Source organism: Streptantibioticus silvisoli (genome assembly GCF_027947535.2).
In the GTDB taxonomy this organism is placed as follows: domain Bacteria; phylum Actinomycetota; class Actinomycetes; order Streptomycetales; family Streptomycetaceae; genus Streptantibioticus_C; species Streptantibioticus_C silvisoli.
The window spans coordinates 1-21113 of record NZ_JAAGKO020000051.1 but is presented as its reverse complement, the minus strand read 5'-3'; the positions used below and the strand labels follow the sequence as shown (position 1 = coordinate 21113).

15 protein-coding genes are annotated in these 21113 nt (G+C 71.8%); 11 read left to right on the top strand and 4 right to left on the bottom strand.

The features are described from left to right. Positions 1-254 precede the first annotated feature (254 nt). Positions 255-2429 (bottom strand): RecQ family ATP-dependent DNA helicase, encoded by a 2175-nt coding sequence (locus tag POF43_RS27330; protein WP_271325323.1) that lies wholly within the window; start codon positions 2427-2429, stop codon positions 255-257. Positions 2430-2595: 166 nt separating this feature from the next. On the opposite strand from POF43_RS27330, the gene POF43_RS27325 reads away from it, so the two are divergent. Then, positions 2596-4047, top strand: a complete 1452-nt coding sequence (locus POF43_RS27325; RefSeq protein WP_282704807.1) for a DUF4192 domain-containing protein — start codon at positions 2596-2598, stop codon at positions 4045-4047. 155 nt (positions 4048-4202) lie between these two features. On the opposite strand, the gene POF43_RS27320 is transcribed toward POF43_RS27325, so the two are convergent. Then, positions 4203-5525, bottom strand: coding sequence for an alpha/beta fold hydrolase (locus tag POF43_RS27320; RefSeq protein WP_271325432.1), 1323 nt, complete (start codon positions 5523-5525; stop codon positions 4203-4205). Between the two features lie 935 nt (positions 5526-6460). On the opposite strand from POF43_RS27320, the gene POF43_RS27315 reads away from it, so the two are divergent. From POF43_RS27315 to POF43_RS27300, 4 genes are all read left to right on the top strand, one after another. Then, positions 6461-7228: an NUDIX hydrolase gene (locus POF43_RS27315; RefSeq protein WP_271314667.1), complete on the top strand. Its 768-nt coding sequence runs from the start codon at positions 6461-6463 to the stop codon at positions 7226-7228. Between the two features lie 270 nt (positions 7229-7498). Beyond that, complete coding sequence (locus tag POF43_RS27310) at positions 7499-8383, top strand: FadR/GntR family transcriptional regulator (protein WP_271314668.1); 885 nt, start codon at positions 7499-7501, stop codon at positions 8381-8383. A 364-nt stretch (positions 8384-8747) separates the two neighbouring features. Next, positions 8748-10334: an RNA polymerase sigma factor gene (locus POF43_RS27305; protein ID WP_271314669.1), complete on the top strand. Its 1587-nt coding sequence runs from the start codon at positions 8748-8750 to the stop codon at positions 10332-10334. A 135-nt stretch (positions 10335-10469) separates the two neighbouring features. Further along, the gene (locus POF43_RS27300) at positions 10470-11336 is read left to right on the top strand and encodes a S1 family peptidase (protein WP_271323380.1); all 867 of its coding nucleotides are present in this window, start codon (positions 10470-10472) and stop codon (positions 11334-11336) included. Between the two features lie 287 nt (positions 11337-11623). On the opposite strand, the gene POF43_RS27295 is transcribed toward POF43_RS27300, so the two are convergent. Then, entirely contained in the window at positions 11624-11848 is a 225-nt protein-coding gene (locus tag POF43_RS27295) for a DUF7455 domain-containing protein (RefSeq protein ID WP_271314671.1), read from the bottom strand. A gap of 447 nt (positions 11849-12295) precedes the next feature. On the opposite strand from POF43_RS27295, the gene POF43_RS27290 reads away from it, so the two are divergent. The 6 genes from POF43_RS27290 (at position 12296) to POF43_RS27265 (ending at position 19623) form a co-directional block, all read left to right on the top strand. Then, a complete protein-coding gene (locus POF43_RS27290; protein ID WP_271323379.1) occupies positions 12296-14419 on the top strand; it encodes a DNA gyrase/topoisomerase IV subunit B in 2124 nt (707 codons plus the stop codon). A 372-nt stretch (positions 14420-14791) separates the two neighbouring features. Beyond that, positions 14792-15289 (top strand): CcdC protein domain-containing protein, encoded by a 498-nt coding sequence (locus tag POF43_RS27285; protein ID WP_271323378.1) that lies wholly within the window; start codon positions 14792-14794, stop codon positions 15287-15289. A gap of 23 nt (positions 15290-15312) precedes the next feature. Next, the gene (locus tag POF43_RS27280; RefSeq protein ID WP_372516139.1) at positions 15313-16494 is read left to right on the top strand and encodes a sensor histidine kinase; all 1182 of its coding nucleotides are present in this window, start codon (positions 15313-15315) and stop codon (positions 16492-16494) included. Next, a complete protein-coding gene (locus POF43_RS27275; RefSeq protein ID WP_271323376.1) occupies positions 16494-17309 on the top strand; it encodes a response regulator transcription factor in 816 nt (271 codons plus the stop codon). Before POF43_RS27280 ends, POF43_RS27275 begins: the two co-directional genes overlap by 1 nt. A 308-nt stretch (positions 17310-17617) precedes the next feature. Further along, positions 17618-17965 (top strand): DUF485 domain-containing protein, encoded by a 348-nt coding sequence (locus POF43_RS27270; protein ID WP_308217326.1) that lies wholly within the window; start codon positions 17618-17620, stop codon positions 17963-17965. An 8-nt stretch (positions 17966-17973) separates the two neighbouring features. Then, on the top strand, positions 17974-19623 hold the full coding sequence (locus tag POF43_RS27265) for a monocarboxylic acid transporter (protein ID WP_282704813.1): 1650 nt from the start codon (positions 17974-17976) through the stop codon (positions 19621-19623). 230 nt (positions 19624-19853) lie between these two features. On the opposite strand, the gene POF43_RS27260 is transcribed toward POF43_RS27265, so the two are convergent. Beyond that, positions 19854-20849 (bottom strand): ferredoxin family protein, encoded by a 996-nt coding sequence (locus POF43_RS27260; RefSeq protein WP_282704806.1) that lies wholly within the window; start codon positions 20847-20849, stop codon positions 19854-19856. Positions 20850-21113 lie beyond the last annotated feature (264 nt).

Here is a 21113-nt window from a genome sequence, read left to right as displayed (position 1 = left end):
GACGCCGTTCCGCCCTGCGCCCCTTCCGCGGGTTCGACGGATCGAACCCGCGCCGGCTGCGGTTGAAACGTCGCCGCGTCCGTTCTTTCCAACGGGGTTGCCGGGACGCCGAGTCCGCTGCCTCGTGCCCCGTCCACCGCGGGCCTCGTGACACCGTCCACCGCGGAGCGCGAGCAACCCGTCCGCCCCGGCAGCACCGGAGATCGACCGTCCGGAAGGCGGCGATCCCGGCGCGATTCCGATCCCCCCGCAGGTCAGCCCTCCGTGGCCAGCACCAGCGGAAGTACCCCCGTCGCCCCGGCTCGCAGGAGCAGCCGGGCCGCCACCGCCAGCGTCCACCCCGTGTCGACCAGGTCGTCCACCAGCAGCACAGGACCCCGTGCCTGCCCCAACTCCGCCGCCAGACCGGCCGGGACCGACAGCGTCCCGTGCAGGGCACGCAACCGCTGCGCGCTGTTGCTTCGAGGTATCCGCCCCTGGTCCGGCCCTTCCAGCGGCTCGATCCGCCCGAGTACCGGCATCCGGCCGACTTCGGCGATGCGCGCCCCCAGGCTCTCCACCAGCACCGGCCGGGTCCGCGAGGCCACCGTCACCACACCCACCGGCCGGGCCGTCGCCCCGGCCTCCCCGCTGGCCCACCCGCCGGGCCCCTTCGCCCAGTCGGCCAGCACCCGCACCACCGCGTCCACCATCTCGCCCGTCACCGGTACGTCCGGTGCGCCCTCGGCGAACAGCGGCCGCAGCCGGTTGCCCCAGCCGATGTCCGAGAGCCGGCCGAGGGCCCGTCCGCCGGAGGCCTGCTCCCCGGCGGGGATACGGCCCTTCAGTTCGATCCCGAGCGCCGGCATCCCGGTCGGCCACATCCGCCGCGGCTCCACCTCCACACCGGGCCGCCCGAGTGCCGATCGCGCGGCGTCCATCCCGTCCGGGGAGACCTCAGCGGTGAAGCGCGCCCCCGCGCAGCTGTCGCACCGACCGCACGGCTTCGCGGCCTCGTCGTCCAACTGGCGCCGCAGGAACTCCATCCGGCATCCGGTGCCCGACGCGTAGTCCCGCATCGCCTGCTGCTCCGCGGCCCGCTGCCGGGCCACCCAGGCATAGCGGTCCGTGTCGTAGTTCCACGGCTGCCCCGTCGACGTCCATCCGCCGCGCACCCGGCGCACCGCCCCGTCCACGTCCAGCACCTTCAGCATGGTCTCCAGCCGGGAGCGCCGCAGTTCCACCCTCGCCTCCAGCGCGGGCAGCGACACCGGGCGGTCGGAGGCGGCGAGCACCTCCAGCGTCCGCCGGACCAACGTCTCCTCGGGGAAGGCCAGCGAAGCGAAATACCGCCAGATCGCCTCGTCCTCCCGCCCCGGCAGCAGCAGGACCTCCGCGTGGTCCACCCCACGTCCGGCACGCCCCACCTGCTGGTAGTAGGCGATGGGGGAGGAGGGGGAGCCCAGGTGCACCACGAAGCCCAGGTCCGGCTTGTCGAACCCCATCCCCAGGGCTGACGTCGCCACCAGCGCCTTGACCCGGTTCGCCATGAGGTCCGCTTCCGCGCCGCGCCGGTCCGCGTCCTCGGTCCGGCCCGAGTAGGCGGCCACCGGATATCCCCGTTGCCGCAGGAACGCCGTCACCTCGTCCGCCGCGGCGACGGTCAGGGTGTAGATGATCCCCGACCCGGGCAGCTCGCCGAGGTGGTCGGCGAGCCAGGCCAGCCGGTGCGCCGCGTCCGGCAGCGTCAGCACGCTCAGCGCGAGGCTCTCGCGGTCCAGTTCCCCCCGCAGAATCAGGGCGGTGCCATCAGCCGCCGCTCCCTGGCCACCGGTCCCCAACTGCTCGGCCACATCGGCGGTCACCCGTGCGTTGGCCGTGGCCGTCGTGGCCAACACCGGTGTTCCGGAGGGGAGTTCGGCGAGCATGGTCCGCAGTCGCCGGTAGTCCGGGCGGAAGTCGTGGCCCCAGTCGGAGATGCAGTGCGCCTCGTCGACCACCAGCAGACCCGTGGTGGCCGCCAGCCTTGGCAGGACCTCGTCGCGGAAGTCCGGGTTGTTCAGCCGTTCCGGACTCACGAGCAGCAGGTCCACCTGTCCCGCGGCGACCTCGGCCTGCACCTGGTCCCATTCCTCCAGGTTGGCCGAGTTGATCGTGCGCGCGCGGATCCCGGCCCGCCCGGCCGCCTCGATCTGGTTGCGCATCAAGGCCAGCAGGGGGGAGACGATCACGGTGGGACCGCTGCCCCGCTCCCGCAGCAGAGCGGTGGCCACGAAGTAGACCGCTGACTTCCCCCACCCGGTCCGCTGCACGACCAGCGCCCGGCGCCGGTCGGCTACCAGCGCCTCGATGGCCCGCCACTGGTCCTCGCGCAGCCGGGCGGAGCCGCTCTGGTCGCCCACCAGGCGGCGCAGCACGGCATCGGCGTCGGTCCGCAATGAATCGCTCATGCCCCCATGCAACCTGATGCCACCGACATCGCGCCAACCCCACCGCCAGCCCTGTGGACAACTTGTCGCTCGCAGGAGTGACGGCTTTTTATGCAGGTCATCCGATGAAGCGCCGCAGTTATCCACAGGGCTGGCGCGATCTTGGTGCGCGCGGGATCTTCGGGTCATGACTGGACACATCGACTCCGCGTCCCCCTTCCCCTCCGACCCCTTCCACCCCTCGGATTCCCCAACCCACGGTCTCTCCGGACTCCCCCGCGAGCCCCGTGCCCGCGGTCGCTCCCAGGCTTCGGGCAGGCCCCTCCCGTCCCGCGACGCACTTCCCACCGACTCCGCCGGCGCCCTCGCGGAAGAAACGGCGGGCACCGAACCGCAGGTCGTCCTCCGCAGCCCGGCCGACCTCGCGGACGCGCTGCCCTACCTCCTCGGATTCCACCCGGACGACAGCGTCGTCCTGATCGGACTGCACGGATCGCGCGGCAGGTTCGGCGCCCGTCTGCGAGTCGACATCCCCGCCGACCCGGCCGGCTGGCCGCCGTTCGCCACCGGGCTGGCCGACAACCTCGTCAACGGCGCCGGCCCCGCCCGCCGCCCCGACGCCGTCGCACTCTTCCTCTGCCAGGACCCCGCGCCCGGCAAGAGCCCGACCGGGGTGATGGAACGCCTCCGGCCGCTCGCCCAGTACCTGCGCCGGGCCTGCGGAGCGCTGGACGTTCCCGTCATCGAGGCGGTGTGCGTCGCCGGAGGGCACTGGTGGTCCTACACCTGCGTCTCCGCCGCCTGCTGTCCGCCCGGCGGCGCCCCGCTCAACTGCGACGGCACCTCCGTCATGGCCGCCACCGCCGCCTACGCCGGAATCCAGGTACGCGGCTCCCTGCGCGATCTGCAGTCCCGGCTGATTCCGCTGTCAGCCGAACTCCTTCCCGCCCAACAGGGGGCATTCGACGACGCCAGCGCCGAACTCGTCCCGCGCATGCTCGTCCACGGCGACACCCACACGGTGCAGGAGGAGACCCTGGCCCTGGCGTCGGCCGCGATGGACCGTCTGCGGGCCGCGCCGGCTCCGGACGAGGCCGGAGCCGGCGACCGGCACGACGACGCCCTGCTCGGCGATGACGAAGCGGCGACGATCATCCTCGGCCTCCAGGACCGGGACACCCGTGACCGTGCCGCCGAATGGATGGAAGGCGACGAAGCCCCGCCCGCGCTACGCCTGTGGCGTGCCCTCTCCCGCCGCTGTCTCGGCGCCTACGCCGGTCATGCCGCGGCCCCGCTGACCCTGGCGGGCTGGGTGGCCTGGGCCACCGGGGACGAGCCGGCCGCCCGGGTCGCCTTCGGCCTCGCGCTCGAAGCCGACTCCGAATACACCTTCGCCAGGCTCCTGCACCAGGCGTGCAACCACGGTCTGGACCCGGAGCCGCTGCGCAGCTGCCTGCGTGAGGAACGCGTCAACCGCACCGCCAAGGCCGTCCGGCGTCCCCGGTCCACCGGCGCGGGGACCGCTCCCAAGGGCCGCCGCGACCGGTCGCCCCGCCCGACCGCCAGCACCCGCCCCGGCGGCGTTCGTCCGCGGACCCGTCGGAGCGACCGCACCGGAGGGGAGGAGACCCCGTGCTGACCCCGGCTCCGCTCCCGATTCCGCGTCAGTCCCGTGACGGCTTCCCCGGGCCCGGCTGCCGCTCCGGTGAGCGCCGGTCCCCGAACCGTCGGACCGACGCCCACCGCTGCCCTGCGCGTAGCGGCCTGCCCCTGGACGACCTGCGGGGCCGCCCGCTACGCCTCGCCGCGGACGAGCTTGATGAGCCGGTCCAGGACGCGGCCGTCACTCACCCGCAGCCCGTCGTGCTCGAACTCGTCGGTGACCCACGTCCGCAAGCCGCGCACCGCGGAGGCGGTGGCAAGCGAATCGGCGGCGTCGACGTACATGTCATCGTGGTAGACCGCCGCTGCGACCGGCACCTCGTTCCGCGCGAGCCGCTCCAGGTCGTACAGGTCCGGCCAGTCCGCACGGTCGGCGAGCGCTTCCGCCACCTCACGCAGCGGCTTCAGCGCCGGATCGGCGGTGAACATCCACGGGTAGATCATCTCGCCGGTGAACAGCACCGGTTCGTCCCCCGACAGCGCCCGGTCCGCGTCGAAGGCCGGAAACTCCTCCCGCACCGCCTGAGCGGCCCACCCGGTACCCGCGCCATCGACCGACCGCTGCCCGTAGATCGCCTCGTGCAGCATCGCGTAGAGCGGATTGCCCGCGAACGACACGTGGCGCTGTGCCTCCGCCAGGAAGGTGTCCGACAGCACCGGGCCGTCAGATCCGGACGCGGACGCTGGCAGGAAGGCGTCCTCCAACAGGTAGTGCAGCGCGTGCGATCCGCTCCCGCCGCCCAGCAGCAGGCCCAGCGACTGGAACGCCTCCACCGTGAAGGCGGCGCCGTCGGGAAGCGTGACGTCGTGTTCCCGCAGGTGCCGGGCGATCTCCCGCACCACGGAGACGTCCTGCGGGTACCGCTCGTAGTGCCGGACGTTCTTGCGTGCGACGCGCGGGTAGGCCGCCCGGTAGACGTCCCGCGCCGAGGACCGCAACCCCGCCAAACCACCAGTGATGAAAGCTTCGCGCACCCCTTCGGGGGCGAACGAGAGGTACGTGAGCGCGCAGAATCCGCCGAAGCTCTGGCCCAGCAGCGACCATTGGCCCCGCTCGCCCAGCAGTTCGCGGCGGATCGCCTCACAGTCCGCCACGATCGCGTCAGCACGGAAGTGGGCGAGGTGGTCGGCCTGTTCCCGGACACCGCCGCGAGCGGGCAACGTCTGGCGGTTGGCAGGTGTCGAGCGCCCGGTGCCCCGCTGATCCAGCAGCAGCACCCGGTAGTCCTTCAGGGCCCGGCCCAGCCAGCTCTCGGCGCCGACCGGACGCGGAGCACGGCCGCCGGGACCGCCCTGGAGGTACAACAACCAGGGCAGATCGTCGTGTTCACGTCCGGCGGCGACCGCTTCGCGGGCGTAGACCTCGATCTGCTCGCCGTCCGGCCGGGAGTGGTCCAACGGAACACGGAACGTGTGGTCGGTCAGGACGGTACCGGGGTGCCGGTGGACAGCCATCGATCTCCTTCACGGGCCACGCGGGCCACAGCGGGCGCCCGCACGGCGGCGCTGTCGATGTCGCCGCCGGTCGGCACGGTAGACGTGAGACCCGCCTCCCGGCCACCCCGGCAGGCGCCCCGGCCGGCCCCTCGGCGACCGGTGACGGCTTGCGGGCGGCCGGGAGTGCTCCGGTCCTCCCGCGGACGGGCGGCTCGTTGGCTCAGGCGGAGATTTCCCTGCCACCCCGGCCCTCCGCTCCTCCGCGCCCTCGCCCCTCCGGTCGTTGCCGCCCTGCGCCTTGGCGCAGCCTCAGCCGTGGCAGAAGGTGACGCTCCCTTGCCATCTGCCATCCCGGACCGCGCCTCCGCGCCCTCGCCGTCCCGCGCCTTGGCGCAGCCTCAGCCGTGGCATCAGGCCGGTCCCTTGCCACCCCGGACCGCCTCTCCGTGCCCTCGCCCCCTTGGCGCAACCCGATCCCTGGGCCCGGGAAGCCCTGGTGCGCCGCGCCCTCGCCGTCCCGCGCCTTGGCGCAGTCCCAGCCCTGGCGTCGGACGACGTTCCCCTGCCTCCCCGGACCGCGCCTCCCCGGACCGCGCCTCCCCGAACGGTGCCTCCCCGAACCGTGCCTCCCCGTCTTCGCCGCTCCACGCCCAGCCGCAGCCCCGTTCGTCCTCAGCCGCAGCCCCGCCCGTCCCCAGCGGCAGCGCACCTCCGCCCATCCCCGCACAACCCCGTCCGTCGACATCGCCCTCCTGCGGAGTGGACGGCCCCCTGGGCCCGCCAGCCAGCCAGCGTGCGCCCCGGTGTCCCTCGACGCCGGAATGGGCCTCCACGCCGGCCCTGTCCCGCCTCACGCCACGGCAAGGGGCATCCCTGGGGCCCCGGGGGCGAAACACTGGCGTGAACCGGCGAAGGCGGCGTTTATCGTCAGGCAGACGACTAAGATCACGGGCATGTCTCCCTACGACCCGACGGCCTACCCCCCCTTCGCTGTCACCGTGGACCTGGTCGTACTCACCGTCCGCAGCCACGCCTTGTGCGCGCTCGCGGTTCGGCGCGGTGAAGCACCGCATGAGGACCGGTGGGCGTTGCCGGGCGGGTTCGTGCGCACCGAGGAGAACCTGGCGCAGGCGGCGGCGCGGGAGCTGGCCGAGGAGACCGGGCTGCGTGCCCAGCAGGGCGCCGGAGCCTCGCCGGCGGGCACGTCGGCACCGTACGGCGGCACCAGCGGCGCGCACCTGGAACAACTCGCCACCTACGGCGACCCAGGCCGCGACCCCCGCATGCGGGTGGTCAGCGTCGCGCATCTGGTGCTGGCCCCGGACCTGCCCACACCGCGGGCCGGCGGCGACGCGCGGGGGGCCCGCTGGGCGCCGGTGGGGGAGTTGCTGGACGCCCGCAATCCGGAGCCGCTCGCCTTCGACCACGGGCGCATCCTGGCCGACGGGGTGGAGCGGGCCCGGTCGAAGATCGAGTACTCGTCGCTGGCGACCGCCTTCTGCCCGCCGGAGTTCACCGTCGGGGAACTGCGCCGGGTCTACGAGGCGGTGTGGGGCGTGGCGTTGGACCCGCGCAACTTCCACCGCAAGGTCACCGGCACGCCCGGGTTCCTGGTGCCGGCCGGCGGGACGACGACGCGGCAGGGCGGCCGGCCCGCGCAGTTGTTCCGGGCCGGCGGGGCCACGTTGCTGAACCCGCCGATGCTGCGCCCGGAGGTCTGACCGCCGGAACGGGGGCCACCGGTACCGCTCGCCGGGCCAAGTCCGTGTGCAAGCAAGACGTTTGACCTCCCGTCAGCAACAAGCGGTGCGGTGGCCAGGCCGTTTGTCTGAACGACGTACTGCGGTGTGCCGTCGGATGTCCGCAACTAACCAGGGATCGCACGTTTCTTTACGATAAAGCGTCAATTGTGCGGGAGGGGGCGATCACCCTTTCGTGTGCTTTTCAGCAAAGTCCTCAAGGTGGCCGACGGCATCGCCGACAAATGATGCGTGAGTACCCTTGCGCACACCATGATGACCGCGGCCCGCTCTGCCGACAGCGGAATGGCCGGGCCCGGCGAACTCGACCGCTACCCCTACGCGGACCCCCGCGGAACCGAACGTGCCACCCCCAACTGGGACGGCGTGGACAGTGAGATGAACCGGGTCGGGCGCCGCTCCGGCGGCAGTCGCGGCCGCGGCCTGCACGGCCAGCTCGTCCAGCAGCTCGGCCAGATGATCGTCTCCGGAGACCTGGGCGCCGACCGCCCGCTGGTCCCCGAGGAGATCGGCCAGCGGTTCGAGGTCTCCCGCACCGTCGTCCGCGAGTCCCTGCGCGTGCTGGAGGCCAAGGGCCTCGTCAGCGCCCGCCCCAACGTCGGTACCCGGGTCCGCCCGGTCAGCGACTGGAACCTGCTCGATCCCGACATCATCGAATGGCGCGCCTTCGGCCCCCAGCGTGAGGAGCAGCGCCGCGAACTGAGCGAACTGCGCTGGACCATCGAACCCCTGGCGGCCCGGCTCGCCGCCGGCCACGGCCGGGAGGACGTGCAGCAGCGCCTCGCCGACATGGCGGAGATCATGGGCCACGCCGTGGCTCAGGGTGACACGCTGACGTTCTCGCGCGCCGACGCCGAGTTCCACGCGCTGCTCCTCCAGGTCACCGGCAACCGCATGCTGGAGCACCTGTCCGGCATCGTCTGTTCGGCCCTGCAGGTCTCCGGTGGCCCGGTGACCGGCTGCGACCGGCCGACCGAGACGTCCGCCGGGCTGCACACCTCGATCGTGGAGGCACTGGGGGCGGGCGACGCCGCAGCGGCGGAGAGCGCCATGCGTCAGCTGCTGGCGGTCCTCCCCGAAGTGGATCGCGTCGTCCCCGCCCCGCGTGAGCACTGAGGACGCTGTCACGCGCCGCCCTGTCACCCCGCCAGCCGACGGATTCTCCACCGCCGGGCCCGCTGTCTCCGGGCCCGGCGGTCGCCGTTCGGGGGCTCGCGGCGGCCGCCGGAACGGGGGAGGCGGTCGCACGTCTGGATTACGCTGGGGACAAGGGTGTGATGTGGGCCACGTAAGTACCGCGTAACGCTCTCAGGGGAGGCGCGATGACCTAAGAGGTGGTGCCGAGACTGGAACACGGAGGACATCACAGTCGCCGTGTTGCTGACCGGAACCGCCTCGATCGCCGGACCATCCCCGCCGGCGTCCGACGGCCCTGCCGCGTGCAGGCGTGGTCGGAAGTCGTTCCCATCGTTCCGAGAGGTTGTTCGTGTCGGCCAGCACATCCCGTACGCTCCCGCCGGAGATCACCGAATCCGAGTCTCTGATGGCGCTCATCGAGCGGGGTAAGGCACAGGGCCAGATCGCAGGCGACGACGTCCGTCGCGCCTTCGAGGCGGACCAGATTCCGGCAACCCAGTGGAAGAACGTTCTGCGCAGCCTCAACCAGGTCCTCGACGAAGAGGGCGTGACGTTGATGGTCAGCGCCGCCGAGGCCCCCAAGCGCACCCGCAAGAGCGTCGCCACCAAGTCCCCGGTCAAGCGCGCGCCGGTCGCGAAGTCCGTCACCGCCAAGACCGTCACGACGACCACGGTCAAGAAGACCGCGGCCGCCAAGACCGTCTCCGCGCCCTCCGCCACCGCCGAGATCTCCCTCGACGCCGACGGGGCCGAGGAGACCGCGCTCGGCCGCTCGGCCGCCAAGAAGACCACCGCCAAGAAGACCGCGGCCAAGAAGACGGCGGTCAAGAAGACCACCGCCAAGAAGACCGCGGCGAAGAAGTCGGACGAGGACCTCGGCGACGGCGAGGAGCTGACGGACGAGTCGGCGACGCCCGGCAAGCCCGGTGAGGCCGGACCCGACCAGCCGGAGTCCGAGGGCTTCGTGCTCTCCGACGACGACGAGGACGACGCCCCGGCCCAGCAGGTCGCCGCGGCCGGTGCCACCGCCGACCCCGTCAAGGACTACCTCAAGCAGATCGGCAAGGTCCCGCTGCTCAACGCCGAGCAGGAGGTGGAACTCGCCAAGCGCATCGAGGCCGGCCTGTTCGCCGAGGACAAGCTCTCGGCCGCCGACAAGCTCGCCCCGAAGCTCCAGCGCGAACTGGAGATCATCGCCGAGGACGGGCGCCGGGCCAAGAACCACCTGCTGGAGGCCAACCTCCGCCTCGTGGTCTCGCTGGCCAAGCGCTACACCGGCCGCGGCATGCTCTTCCTGGACCTGATCCAGGAGGGCAACCTCGGTCTGATCCGCGCGGTCGAGAAGTTCGACTACACCAAGGGCTACAAGTTCTCCACGTACGCCACCTGGTGGATCCGGCAGGCGATCACCCGCGCGATGGCCGACCAGGCCCGCACCATCCGTATCCCGGTGCACATGGTCGAGGTCATCAACAAGCTGGCCCGCGTCCAGCGCCAGATGCTCCAGGACCTGGGCCGCGAGCCCACCCCGGAGGAGCTGGCCAAGGAACTCGACATGACCCCGGAAAAGGTCATCGAGGTCCAGAAGTACGGCCGCGAGCCGATCTCGCTGCACACGCCGCTGGGCGAGGACGGCGACAGCGAGTTCGGTGACCTCATCGAGGACTCCGAGGCGGTCGTGCCGGCCGACGCGGTCAGCTTCACCCTGTTGCAGGAGCAGCTGCACTCGGTGCTCGACACCCTCTCGGAGCGGGAGGCCGGCGTGGTGTCCATGCGCTTCGGCCTCACCGACGGCCAGCCCAAGACCCTGGACGAGATCGGCAAGGTCTACGGCGTCACCCGCGAGCGGATCCGCCAGATCGAGTCGAAGACCATGTCCAAGCTGCGTCACCCCTCGCGCTCGCAGGTGCTGCGCGACTACCTCGACTGATCCCCGCGGGAACGACACGCCCGGGCCCGGGTACCTCTTCTGGAGGTCCCGAGCCCGGGCGTTTTTCCGGATGCGACGCCGATCGGCGTGGATGACGCTGGGTGTTCTACCCGATCCGGAAGGTCAGGAGAAGGCATGCGCACCAGCCCCCGCCGTCGGACGACCGCCCTGTGGGGCGGGCTTGCCCTGCTCTCGATAGCCCTGCCGCTCGCCACCTCCCCGGCGCCCGCTGTCGCGCACCCGGCACGACCGGGTGACAGCGCGGGGGAGAGCGTGGTGGGCGGCAGCCCCACCCTGTCCGCCGTACACCCCTTCGTCGTGGCGCTGGCCAGCAAGGAACGATTCGGCGCCGACCGCTCCGGACAGTTCTGCGGCGGCGCGGTCGTCGCGCCCGGTGCCGTGGTCACCGCCGCGCACTGCTTCAGCCACGACGTCCTCGGCGGCACCTGGCGCGAGCTGGACGACCTGAAGGTCGTCGCGGGCCGCACCGACCTGGGAACCGACGCCGGGCAGGAGGTCGGCATCAAGGACGTCTGGGTCGACCCCGCCTACGACGCGCGTACCAACGCCAACGACCTGGCCGTCATCCAATTGGACCAGGACCTTCCCGGGCATCCCGCCATCCCGGTCGCGGGTCCCAGCGACACCGCCGCCTTCCAGGAAGGCACGTCCGCGACGGTCTACGGCTGGGGGGACACCAGCGGGCGCGGCAGCTACTCGTCCCAACTGCGTTCCGCCCAGGTGACGGTGATGCCGGACGAAAGCTGCGCCCACGCCTATCCCGGCAGCGTGGCCGGCACCTACCTGGCGCCCTCCATGCTCTGCGCCGGTACTTCCGCCGGAGGCCACGACGCCTGCCAGGGGGACAGCGGCGGCCCGCTCGTGGCCCAGGGGCGGCTCATCGGCCTGGTGTCGTGGGGGACCGGTTGCGGGGACGCCGGACACCCCGGCGTCTACACCCGCGTCTCGGCGGTCGCGGACGACATCGCCCGGTTCCAGTGAATCGTGCTGCGGGACGCCGCGCCGAAGCGCCGTCAGTTACATGATCAAAAACCTTGTTCGCTCTGCGAGAACAGCGTCGGCGAAGTCGCCGAGAGTGATTGATGGATCACGAAGGGTCGATCTGTTCACTCCTCGCGAACATGACGCGTTTACCACTCGGAGTGATGAATTTCGGCTCGGATGTTGACGCTTGGTAAGGAAAACGGCCACCCCATGGAGCGGGGTGGCCGTCTTCGTGCCGACCCAGCGGGCCGGTCCGAGCTCGTCGTCGTGCGCGATGTGGGAGTTCAGTCCTCGGCCACAGCCGCGGGCGCGGCGGTGAGTCGACCGGTCTCGTCCTGTATTTCCGCGGCGATCTTCTTCAGTTCCGGTTCGAACTTGCGCCCGTGATGAGCGCAGAAGAGAAGCTCGCCACCGCTGATGAGAACGACGCGCAGGTATGCCTGCGCGCCGCAGCGGTCGCACCGGTCAGCGGCGGTCAGCGGGCTTGCGGGGGTCAGAACAGTAGTCACGTCGCCTCTTCTCTAGCTCGACGAGCTGTCGTACCAGGGTCAACATCCAACCAGGCCGAAAACGTTCCCGCTCGTGGCTTTTTCTCGAAAGTCGAGCCCGAGGCGGCCGGATGCTGCCGGTTGGCGGCGAATGGGCCTTGATGCGTCCTCTGTGATCGTGTGGTCACTATGTAGTTTTTCGTCCCCCGGCAGTGCGCCGGTGTTGCAAAGGACGTGCCCGGAGCCTAAATGGTTCATGCCTCTTTGGGAACGTGATGTGCCTATCACTCGAAAGAAGGATCGAACGTACGCTCGAAGCGGGGCTAGCATGGGGCCCGAAACCGGGTCGCGGCGCGGGCACCGCCCCCGGCATCGGTACCCTCTCATCGGCGAACGACCCGCCACCCGCCGAATCCGACAACTGCCCATCCAGGAACCGGTGGCAAGAATTTGCGAGGAGCTGCCCGCGTGACCGCCGACACATCAGCACCGTCCACCGCCCTGCTGAGCGGCCCGGATCGCGACGCCTCCAACTACACCGCACGGCACCTCCTCGTCCTGGAGGGCCTCGAAGCGGTCCGCAAGCGTCCCGGTATGTACATCGGGTCAACCGACAGCCGTGGCCTGCTGCACTGCCTCTGGGAGATCATCGACAACTCCGTCGACGAGGCGCTCGGCGGGTACTGCGACCACATCGACGTCCTGCTGCACGACGACGGCTCCGTGGAGGTGCGCGACAACGGCCGTGGCATCCCGGTCGACGTCGAACCCAAGACCGGCCTGTCCGGCGTCGAGGTCGTCATGACCAAGCTGCACGCCGGCGGCAAGTTCGGCGGCGGCTCCTACGCGGCCTCCGGCGGCCTGCACGGCGTCGGCGCCTCGGTGGTCAACGCCCTCTCCGCCCGACTCGACGTGGAGGTCGACCGCGGCGGCAGCACCCACGCCATCAGCTTCCGCCGCGGCGTGCCCGGAATCTTCACCGAATCCGGCCCCGACGCGCCGTTCGATCCCGCCAACGGGCTGCGCAAGACCAAGAAGGTTCCCAAGGCCCGTACCGGCACCCGCGTTCGCTACTGGTCGGACCGTCAGATCTTCCTCAAGGACGCCAAGCTCTCCCTGGACACGCTCTACCAGCGGGCCCGCCAGACCGCGTTCCTCGTCCCCGGACTGACCATCGTCGTCCGCGACCGGCGCCAGGACGGCCAGGACGGCGCGCCGAGCGACGAGACCTTCCACTACGACGGCGGCGTCGGCGAGTTCTGTGACTACCTCGCGCCGGACAAGCCGATCTGCGATGTGTTGCGGCTGTGCGGGGAGGGCACATTCAAGGAGACGGTGCCCGTCCTCGACGAGCGCGGTCACATGACCCCCACCGAGGTCACCCGTGAGCTCGGCGTCGACATCGCGCTGCGCTGGGGTGCCGGGTACGACACCATGCTGCGCTCCTTCGTCAACATCATCGCCACCCCCAAGGGGGGCACCCACGTCGCCGGTTTCGAACGCTCGCTCGCCAAGACGGTCAACGAGGTACTCCGCTCGGCGAAGCTGCTGCGGGTCGCCGAGGACGACGTCACCAAGGACGACGCGACCGAGGGCCTCACCGCCGTGGTCACCGTCCGGCTCGCCGAACCGCAGTTCGAGGGCCAGACCAAGGAAGTCCTCGGCACCTCCGCGGCATCGCGTATCGTCGCCAACGTGGTCGCCAAGGAACTGAAGGCGTTCCTGACCTCCACCAAGCGTGACGACAAGCAGCAGGCCCGCGCGGTGATGGAGAAGATCGTCGCCGCGGCCCGCACCCGCATCGCCGCCCGTCAGCACAAGGAGGCGCAGCGCCGCAAGACCGCGCTGGAGACCTCCTCGCTGCCGGCCAAGCTCGCCGACTGCCGCAGCGACGACGTCGACCGCACCGAACTGTTCATCGTCGAGGGCGACTCCGCGCTCGGCACCGCCAAGGTCGCGCGCACCTCCGAGTTCCAGGCCCTCCTGCCGATCCGCGGCAAGATCCTCAACGTGCAGAAGTCCTCGGTCTCGGACATGCTCAAGAACGCCGAGTGCGGAGCCATCATCCAGGTCATAGGAGCGGGGTCCGGCCGGACCTTCGACATCGACCAGGCGCGCTACGGCAAGGTCATCTTCCTCGCGGACGCGGACGTCGACGGCGCCCATATCCGCTGCCTGCTGCTCACGCTCTTCCAGCGCTACATGCGCCCCATGGTCGAGCAGGGCCGGGTCTTCTCCGCCGTGCCGCCGCTGCACCGCATCGAGCTGTCCAGCCCCAAGAAGGGGCAGGACAAGTACATCTACACCTATTCCGACAATGAGCTGCGCCAGACCCTGCTGGACCTCCAGCGGCGCAACGTCCGCTACAAGGACGGCATCCAGCGCTACAAGGGCCTCGGCGAAATGGATGCCGACCAGCTCGCGGAGACCACCATGGACCCCCGCCACCGGACCCTGCGCCGGATCAACATCAGCGACCTCGAGGCCGCCGAGCGCGCCTTCGACCTGCTGATGGGCAACGAGGTCGCGCCGCGCAAGGAGTTCATCACCAACTCTGCCTCCACGCTGGACCGGGCGCGGATCGACGTCTGAGCCGACCCGCTTGCCTGCGGCACGTCCGAGGCGGTCCGCCCGGCCCCTCGGACGTCGGCGCACCCGCTCCGACGGACCCTGATCCGGTTGATCCGCGGGCCTCGACCCGCGGAGCCCGGCCCCCCGGACTGCGGACTCCGGTCTGCCGACCCGGGCTGGCGGGCTGGCTGGCTGCGGACCGCGGCTGGCGGGCCGGCCCAACGCCCCGGCCCGCCCGGCCTCCGCGTCGGCCCGATCGGTTCTCCACCCACGGGTGGAGAACCGATCTCCACCCTGATCTCCACCCGTGCTCCGATCCCCCCGAGTCCGCGCCGCCGTACCTTCGAAGACATCGACCAAGCGGTCATGTGTCGCAGTTCGGAGGCGTTTTCCATGTCCGGTTCCCTGTCCGGCCCCACCGACATCCTCATCGCGGTCGCCGTCGTCGCGCTGGTCCTCGTGCGCCAACTCCGGGCCCGCCGGGTCGCCGAAGGCAGGAGCTGGTGGATCCTGCCGGCGGTCCTGGTCTACCTCGGACTCGAGCAGGGCGGTGTCCTCGACTCCCATCACGAGGCGGCCTCGGCGGGGCTGCTCGCGGCGGAGATGGTGATAGGCGCCGGCATGGGTGTGCTGTGGGCCCTCACCACCCGGATCTGGCGTGACGAGGCAGGCACCGCCTGGATGAAGGGCACGAAGACCACCGCGCTGGCCTGGGCCGGCGGAATCGCCCTGCGGATCGCTCTCGCCTGGCTGGGGTCCGTCATGGGGGTGCACGAGGGCCGCGGCGCCCTCATGCTGGCCCTGGCGGTCACCCTGCTCATACGCAAGGGCGTCGTCGCCTGGCGGGTCAACGGTTCGCCGGGAGCCCTGCGGGCGGGCGCCGTGCGATGACCTCGGCGGCGGAAGGAGTCGTGCTGGAGCGGGAGTTCTGGACGGCCTGGCCCTCCCAGGAGGCGCTCTCCCGCAGCTACCGGCGCAGCACCCACCGCTGGATGAGCCTGGTGATGCGCCTGCTGATCCTGGCCGCCCTGTTCGGCGGGACCTTCGCTCAGGGAGGTTTCGCCACCCGCCACCCGGTGGCGGTGATCGCGAGCGGTCTGCTGGCGGCCGGATCCGTGGTGGTGCTCGTCCGGTGCACACTGCTGAACCGCGTGGCGTACTCGGTGGCGATCCTGTTGTTGCTCCTGGGCGGTGCGTTCGCGGCCCGGTCGGTCCAGATGGACTTCGCGGCCACCGTGCTGTGGTGCGGTTCCGCCGTCATCGGGATGCAACGGCTCCCGCTGGGCGTGGCCGTGCCACTGAACGGGATCGCCCTGGGCGCCTACGCGGCGTTCGGCACCCGGCACGGCGGCTGGGCCACGTTGCTCGCCACGCTGGGCCTGGGGCTGGTCGGCTACGTCCTGCGGCTGGACGCGGAGAGCCGTGGCAGCATGCAGCGGTTGCTGCGCCAGGAGCGGGCCGCACGGGTGGCGGAGGCGGAGACGGCGGCGTTGCGCGAACGTGGCCGGATCGCCCGGGAGATCCACGACGTGCTCGCGCACAGCCTGTCCGCGCAGCTGGTGCACCTGGAGGCCGCGCGGTTGCTGATCGAGCGCGGCGGGGAGCGGGACGACGTCCTCGAACGGGTCGTGGCGGCCCGGCGGATGGCGCGACAGGGGCTCGCGGAGACCCGGCAGGCACTGTCGGCGCTGCGGGGGGAGATGACCTCGGCGGAGGAGTTCCTGCGCGAACTGGTGGAGTCGGAGGGGGCGGGGTTGCAGGTGGAGGGCGACCAGCGGCACCTGCCGGCGGAGGCCGGGCAGGCGGTGCGGCGGGTCGCGCAGGAGGCGATGACCAACGTGCGCAAGCACGCCCGGGGGGCGAAGGTCGCGGTGCGGCTCCAATACCACACAAAGGAGGTGGAATTGGAAGTGCGGGACTTCGGCGGTCGCCCTGTGGATAACTCGGGGAGCGAGCCTGTGGACAACGAGCTGGGGGTGTCCGGATCGGGTTACGGTCTGCTCGGGATGCGTGAACGGGCCGAGTTGCTCGGCGGCACGCTGGAGGCTGGACCGGTGGAGGAGGGGTTCGTGGTGCGACTGCGGGTGCCGGCGTGATGGCCGGGCGGGCGGTCCGGGTGGTGGTGGCCGACGATCAGACCGTGGTCCGTGAGGGGATCGCGATGCTGCTGGGGCTGTTGCCGGGGCTGGACGTGGTGGGTGCGGCGGCGGACGGTGAGGAGGCGGTGCGGCTGGTGGCGGACAAGGCGCCGGACGTGGTGCTGATGGACCTGCGGATGCCGAGATGCAATGGGGTGGAGGCCACCCGGATCATCCGGCGGGACCACCCGGGCACACAGGTGGTGATCCTGACGACGTTCGCCGACGACGATTCCCTGTTCGCGGCGCTGCGGGCCGGGGCGCGGGGATATCTGACGAAGGATGCCGGCAGCGAGGAGATCCTGCGGGCGGTCGAGGACGTGATGCGGGGGGAGGCGGGGCTGTCGCCGAAGGTGCAGCGGCGGTTGCTGGAGAGACTGGCGGAGTCGGCGGTGGGAGACCCGGAGGGTGAACGGCGTTCCGCCGCGCCGCGAACGCGGGACCGGGCGGGCGGCAGGTGGCCGGCGCTGGGTGGCGCCGGCACGTCGGACGGTGCGTCGGGCGGCCGCTTGGGCAATGTGGCGGGCGGAGCGTCGGTCGACGCCGGCGAGGCGGAGGCGCCGGACGGGCTGACGACGCGTGAGGCGGAGGTGTTGGCCCTGGTGGCGGAAGGCATGTCGAACGGTGAGATCGCGGCGGAGCTGTACGTCAGCCCGGCCACGGTGAAGACGCACATCAACAACCTGTTCGCGAAGATCGGCGTCCGGGATCGGGTGCAGGCGGCCCGGTACGCCTACCGGCGCGGGATCGGCAAGGAGCGGAACGGATCGTGAGGTGAGGTGAAGCAGGGCGGCGGGAACCGGAGTCGAGCGTGCGGGCATGGGCGGGATGGCGGGGGTGAGTCCACTTCGGTCGATGTGGTGAGGGAGTTCCGGAGTACGTCACCTGATGGAGTGAACGTGACGGATTGTTCGGGATCGGACCATTCGGCTCTGACCATTCTTGAACGCACGGCCAATCGGCGGGCGGCTCAGGGAGATTCACAGTGGACGATCACGACGGTGGACGGGTGGGGCAGCTCCGGGTGGAGGATCCCTGGACCGGCGCGCCGGCCGTGGGTCCGTGGGAGGAACCACATGCGGTGTCGGACGGGTGGGCTGTCGCAGCGGGCGGTGACCGGGCGGCGGTGTACCGGGAGGTGCAGGCCGGCGAGGAGTTCCGCGCGGTGCGGCGCAGGTACCGGCGGTTCGCGTTCCCGGCGTCCGCGGTGTTCTTCGTGTGGTACCTGGCGTATGTGGTGGCCGCGACCACGGCGCCGGGGCTGATGGGGCGGCCCGTGCTGGGGGAGGTGAACGTGGCGATGGTGGCGGGGCTGGCGCAGTTCGTGACGACGTTCGGGCTGACCTGGGCGTATGCCCGGCACGCGCGGTTGCGGCGGGACCAGGCGGCGTTGGATGTCCGCTGGGAGACGCAGGAGCGGACGCGATGAGTGGCGCGATGGCGGGAGCATGGCAGCTCGCGGGGGCCGGGGTCGCGGTCGCGGCGACGGAGCACCGGGGGCTGGCGCTGGGCCTGTTCACGGCGTTCGTGGCGGTGACGCTGGCGATCACCGTGTGGGCCGGGCGCAGGAGGCGGTCGTCGGAGGAGTTCTTCTCCGGTGGGCGGTTGTTCTCCCCGCTGGAGAACGGGCTGGCGATCTCGGGGGACTACCTGTCGGCGGGGTCGTTCCTGGGGGTGTCGGGGCTGATCGCGCTGTACGGGTACGACGGCGTGCTGTACCTGGTCGGGTTCCTGGTGGCGTGGCTGGGGGTGTTGCTGCTGGTGGCCGAACTGGTGCGCAACTGCGGGCGGTTCACGCTGGCGGACGTACTGTCGGCGAGGATGCGGGAGCGGCCGGTGCGGATCGCGGCGGGGACGTCGTCGATCACGGTGGCGGTGCTGTATCTGGTGGCGCAGATGGTGGGCGCGGGCAGCCTGGTGTCGTTGCTGGCCGGCGGGACGAGTGCGCACGCGCGGACGTGGGCGGTCGTGGGGGTGGGGGCGTTGATGGTGGTGTACGTCGCGTTCGGCGGGATGCGGGCGACGACGTGGGTGCAGATCGTCAAGTCGGTGCTGCTGCTGGGCGGTACGGTCGCGCTGACGGTGATGGTGCTGGCGCGGTTCCACGGCAATGTGAACGACCTGCTGAGGTCGGCGGCGCACGGCAGCGGGCACGGGGCGGCGTATCTCCGGCCGGGGTTGAAGTACGGGGGCTCGTGGACGGCGCGGCTGGACTTCGTCAGTCTGGGACTGGCGCTGGTGCTGGGGACGGCGGGGCTGCCGCACATCGTGTCGCGGTTCTACACCGTGCCGACGGCGCGGGCCGCGCGGCGGTCGGCGGTGTGGGCGGTCGGGCTGATCGGGACGTTCTACCTGATGACGATGGTGCTGGGACTGGGGGCCGCGGCGCTGGTGGGTTCGGGGGCGGTGCGGGCGTCGAACGCGGCGGGCAACACGGCGGTGCCGTTGCTGGCGCTGCGCCTGGGCGGGGGAGCGGGGTCGACCGGCGGGACGGTGCTGTTCGCGGTGGTCGGATCGATCGCGTTCGCCACGATCCTGGCGGTGGTGGCGGGGCTGACGCTGTCGTCGTCGGCGAGTGTGGCGCACGACCTGTACGGGAGTCTGCGGCGCCGGTCGACGGAACGGCGCACGGCGCGGGAGGACACCGGGGAGGTGCGGGTGGCGCGGTTCGCGGCGGTGGGGATCGGCGCGGTGGCGATCGGGCTGACCTTGCTGGCCCAGGAGTTGAACACGGCGGTCGTGGTGGGGGTGGCGTTCGCGGTGGCGGCGTCGGCGAACGTACCGGCGTTGCTGTACACGCTGTTCTGGCGCCGGTTCACCACCAGGGGCACGGTGTGGGCGATCTACGGCGGGCTGTTGCCGGCGGTGGTGCTGGTGGCCTTCTCACCGGTGGTCTCCGGCAGTCCCGACGCGCTGCTGCCCGGGATGGACTTCCACTGGTTCCCGTTGCAGAACCCCGGGATCGTCTCCATACCGCTGGGGTTCCTGGCCGGCTGGCTGGGCACGGTGCTGTCCCGCGAGCCCGCCGACCCGGGCCGTCACGCGGAGCTGGAGGTGCGTTCGCTGACCGGCGCGGGAGCGGTGTGAGGGCACGCGGCGCGATTGCGGCCCCGGCGGTGACTCACCGCGGACCCGGCTTCGACGCCGGCTCCACCCAACGTTCGCCCGTGGTCAGGCCTTCGCCGTCAACCCCGCTCAACCTCCGCCATATGCCCGACTTCCGCCGCCGCCCCGCCGGACGCCATCCGTCCGCCAGCAGCCTCACCCCACGCCAGCAGCCTCACCCACACCAGACACCCGCCCCGCCCGACTCCCCGTCATCGCCCCTGAGGACCTCCCCCGTCGACGCCGTCCTCCGTGACCGACAGCACGTGCGGGGTGGACGGTTCGACCGGGGTGGCGCCGCAGCTCTGCGGGCGGGCGGGGGCGGCGCCGGGGGATTGCGGGGCGACGGTGACCGTCCAGCGGCGGCCGTCCTGGTGGGCGACCCGGACGGTGCGGGCGCCCTGGACGGCGAGGCCCTCGGAGAGCACGGTGCCGGCGCCTTGGAGCACGGCGTCGTCGGACAGCACGGTGAGGGCGTCGGCGTGGTCCTCGGCGGTGAGGGCGCGTACCGCGAGTTCGGCGGCCTGGCCGGCGGGGGGCCAGGCGGAGCGGCCGCGGCAGTCGTGGGTGATCACCCGGCCGTCGGCGGCCGCGAGGAGGATCGACTTGGCGCTGGCGGTGTCCTGCCGGGCGTAGGCGTAGCCGTGCGGGAGGACGAGCATGGTCGGGGCGAAGCGGTGGCCGCCGAGGTGGGTGGTCTCCCAGACGTCGCCGTGGCCGGCCTCGGCCAGTTCGGCGGCCAGCGGGCGGCCGAGCAGGGCGCAGCAGCGGTCGCGGCGGCCGTTGGTGCACACCAGCGCCAGCGGGTCGCCGGTGTGGTCGGTGCCGAAGCCGTCGTGGTGGCCGTCGCCGATCCGGGAGAAGTCCAGGTCGAGCAGGTGCGCGGGGTCGTCGACCGTGGCGGTGCGCAGCCAGCCGGCGCCGGGGACGGTGTGGGCGAGGAAGACGCGGCGCGGCCGGGCGGTGTCATGGCTGTCGGCGTGCCGGCCGGGGCGCCGGATGAGGGCCGCCCGTATGCCGGTGCCCTTGGTCGCCTGCTCCAGGGCCCGGCCCACCGCGGGGTCGAGGTGGCTGCTGGTGAAGGCCTTCGCGCCCCACGGGCCCGGCTGTTCCAGCAGCAGCCAGGTGCGGGCGGTCGACGCGGTGGCGGCCGGCGATTCGGCCAGTTCCCATGAGATGGCGGCACAGGCCGGCGCAGTCGTACTCACGAAGGCGAGCCTAACCCGCGTGTGTGTTCGGCCGCAGGGTCCACGTCGTACGTAACGCCTGCCCCGCCTGCCCCTTCGCCCTCCGGTCCGAGCCCTTCCCGTTCTCGGGTGGGCGACTGGGCCCGCCGCCCGCCGGTTGCCCCCTGCACCGTCCGATCCGCGACCGGGCCCGCTGCCCGCCCGTTGCCCCGCACCGTCCGTTCCCCCACCCCGCCCGCTGCCCGCCCGCTACCCCTTGCCCCGGCTGCCTGCCCACGTCCCGCC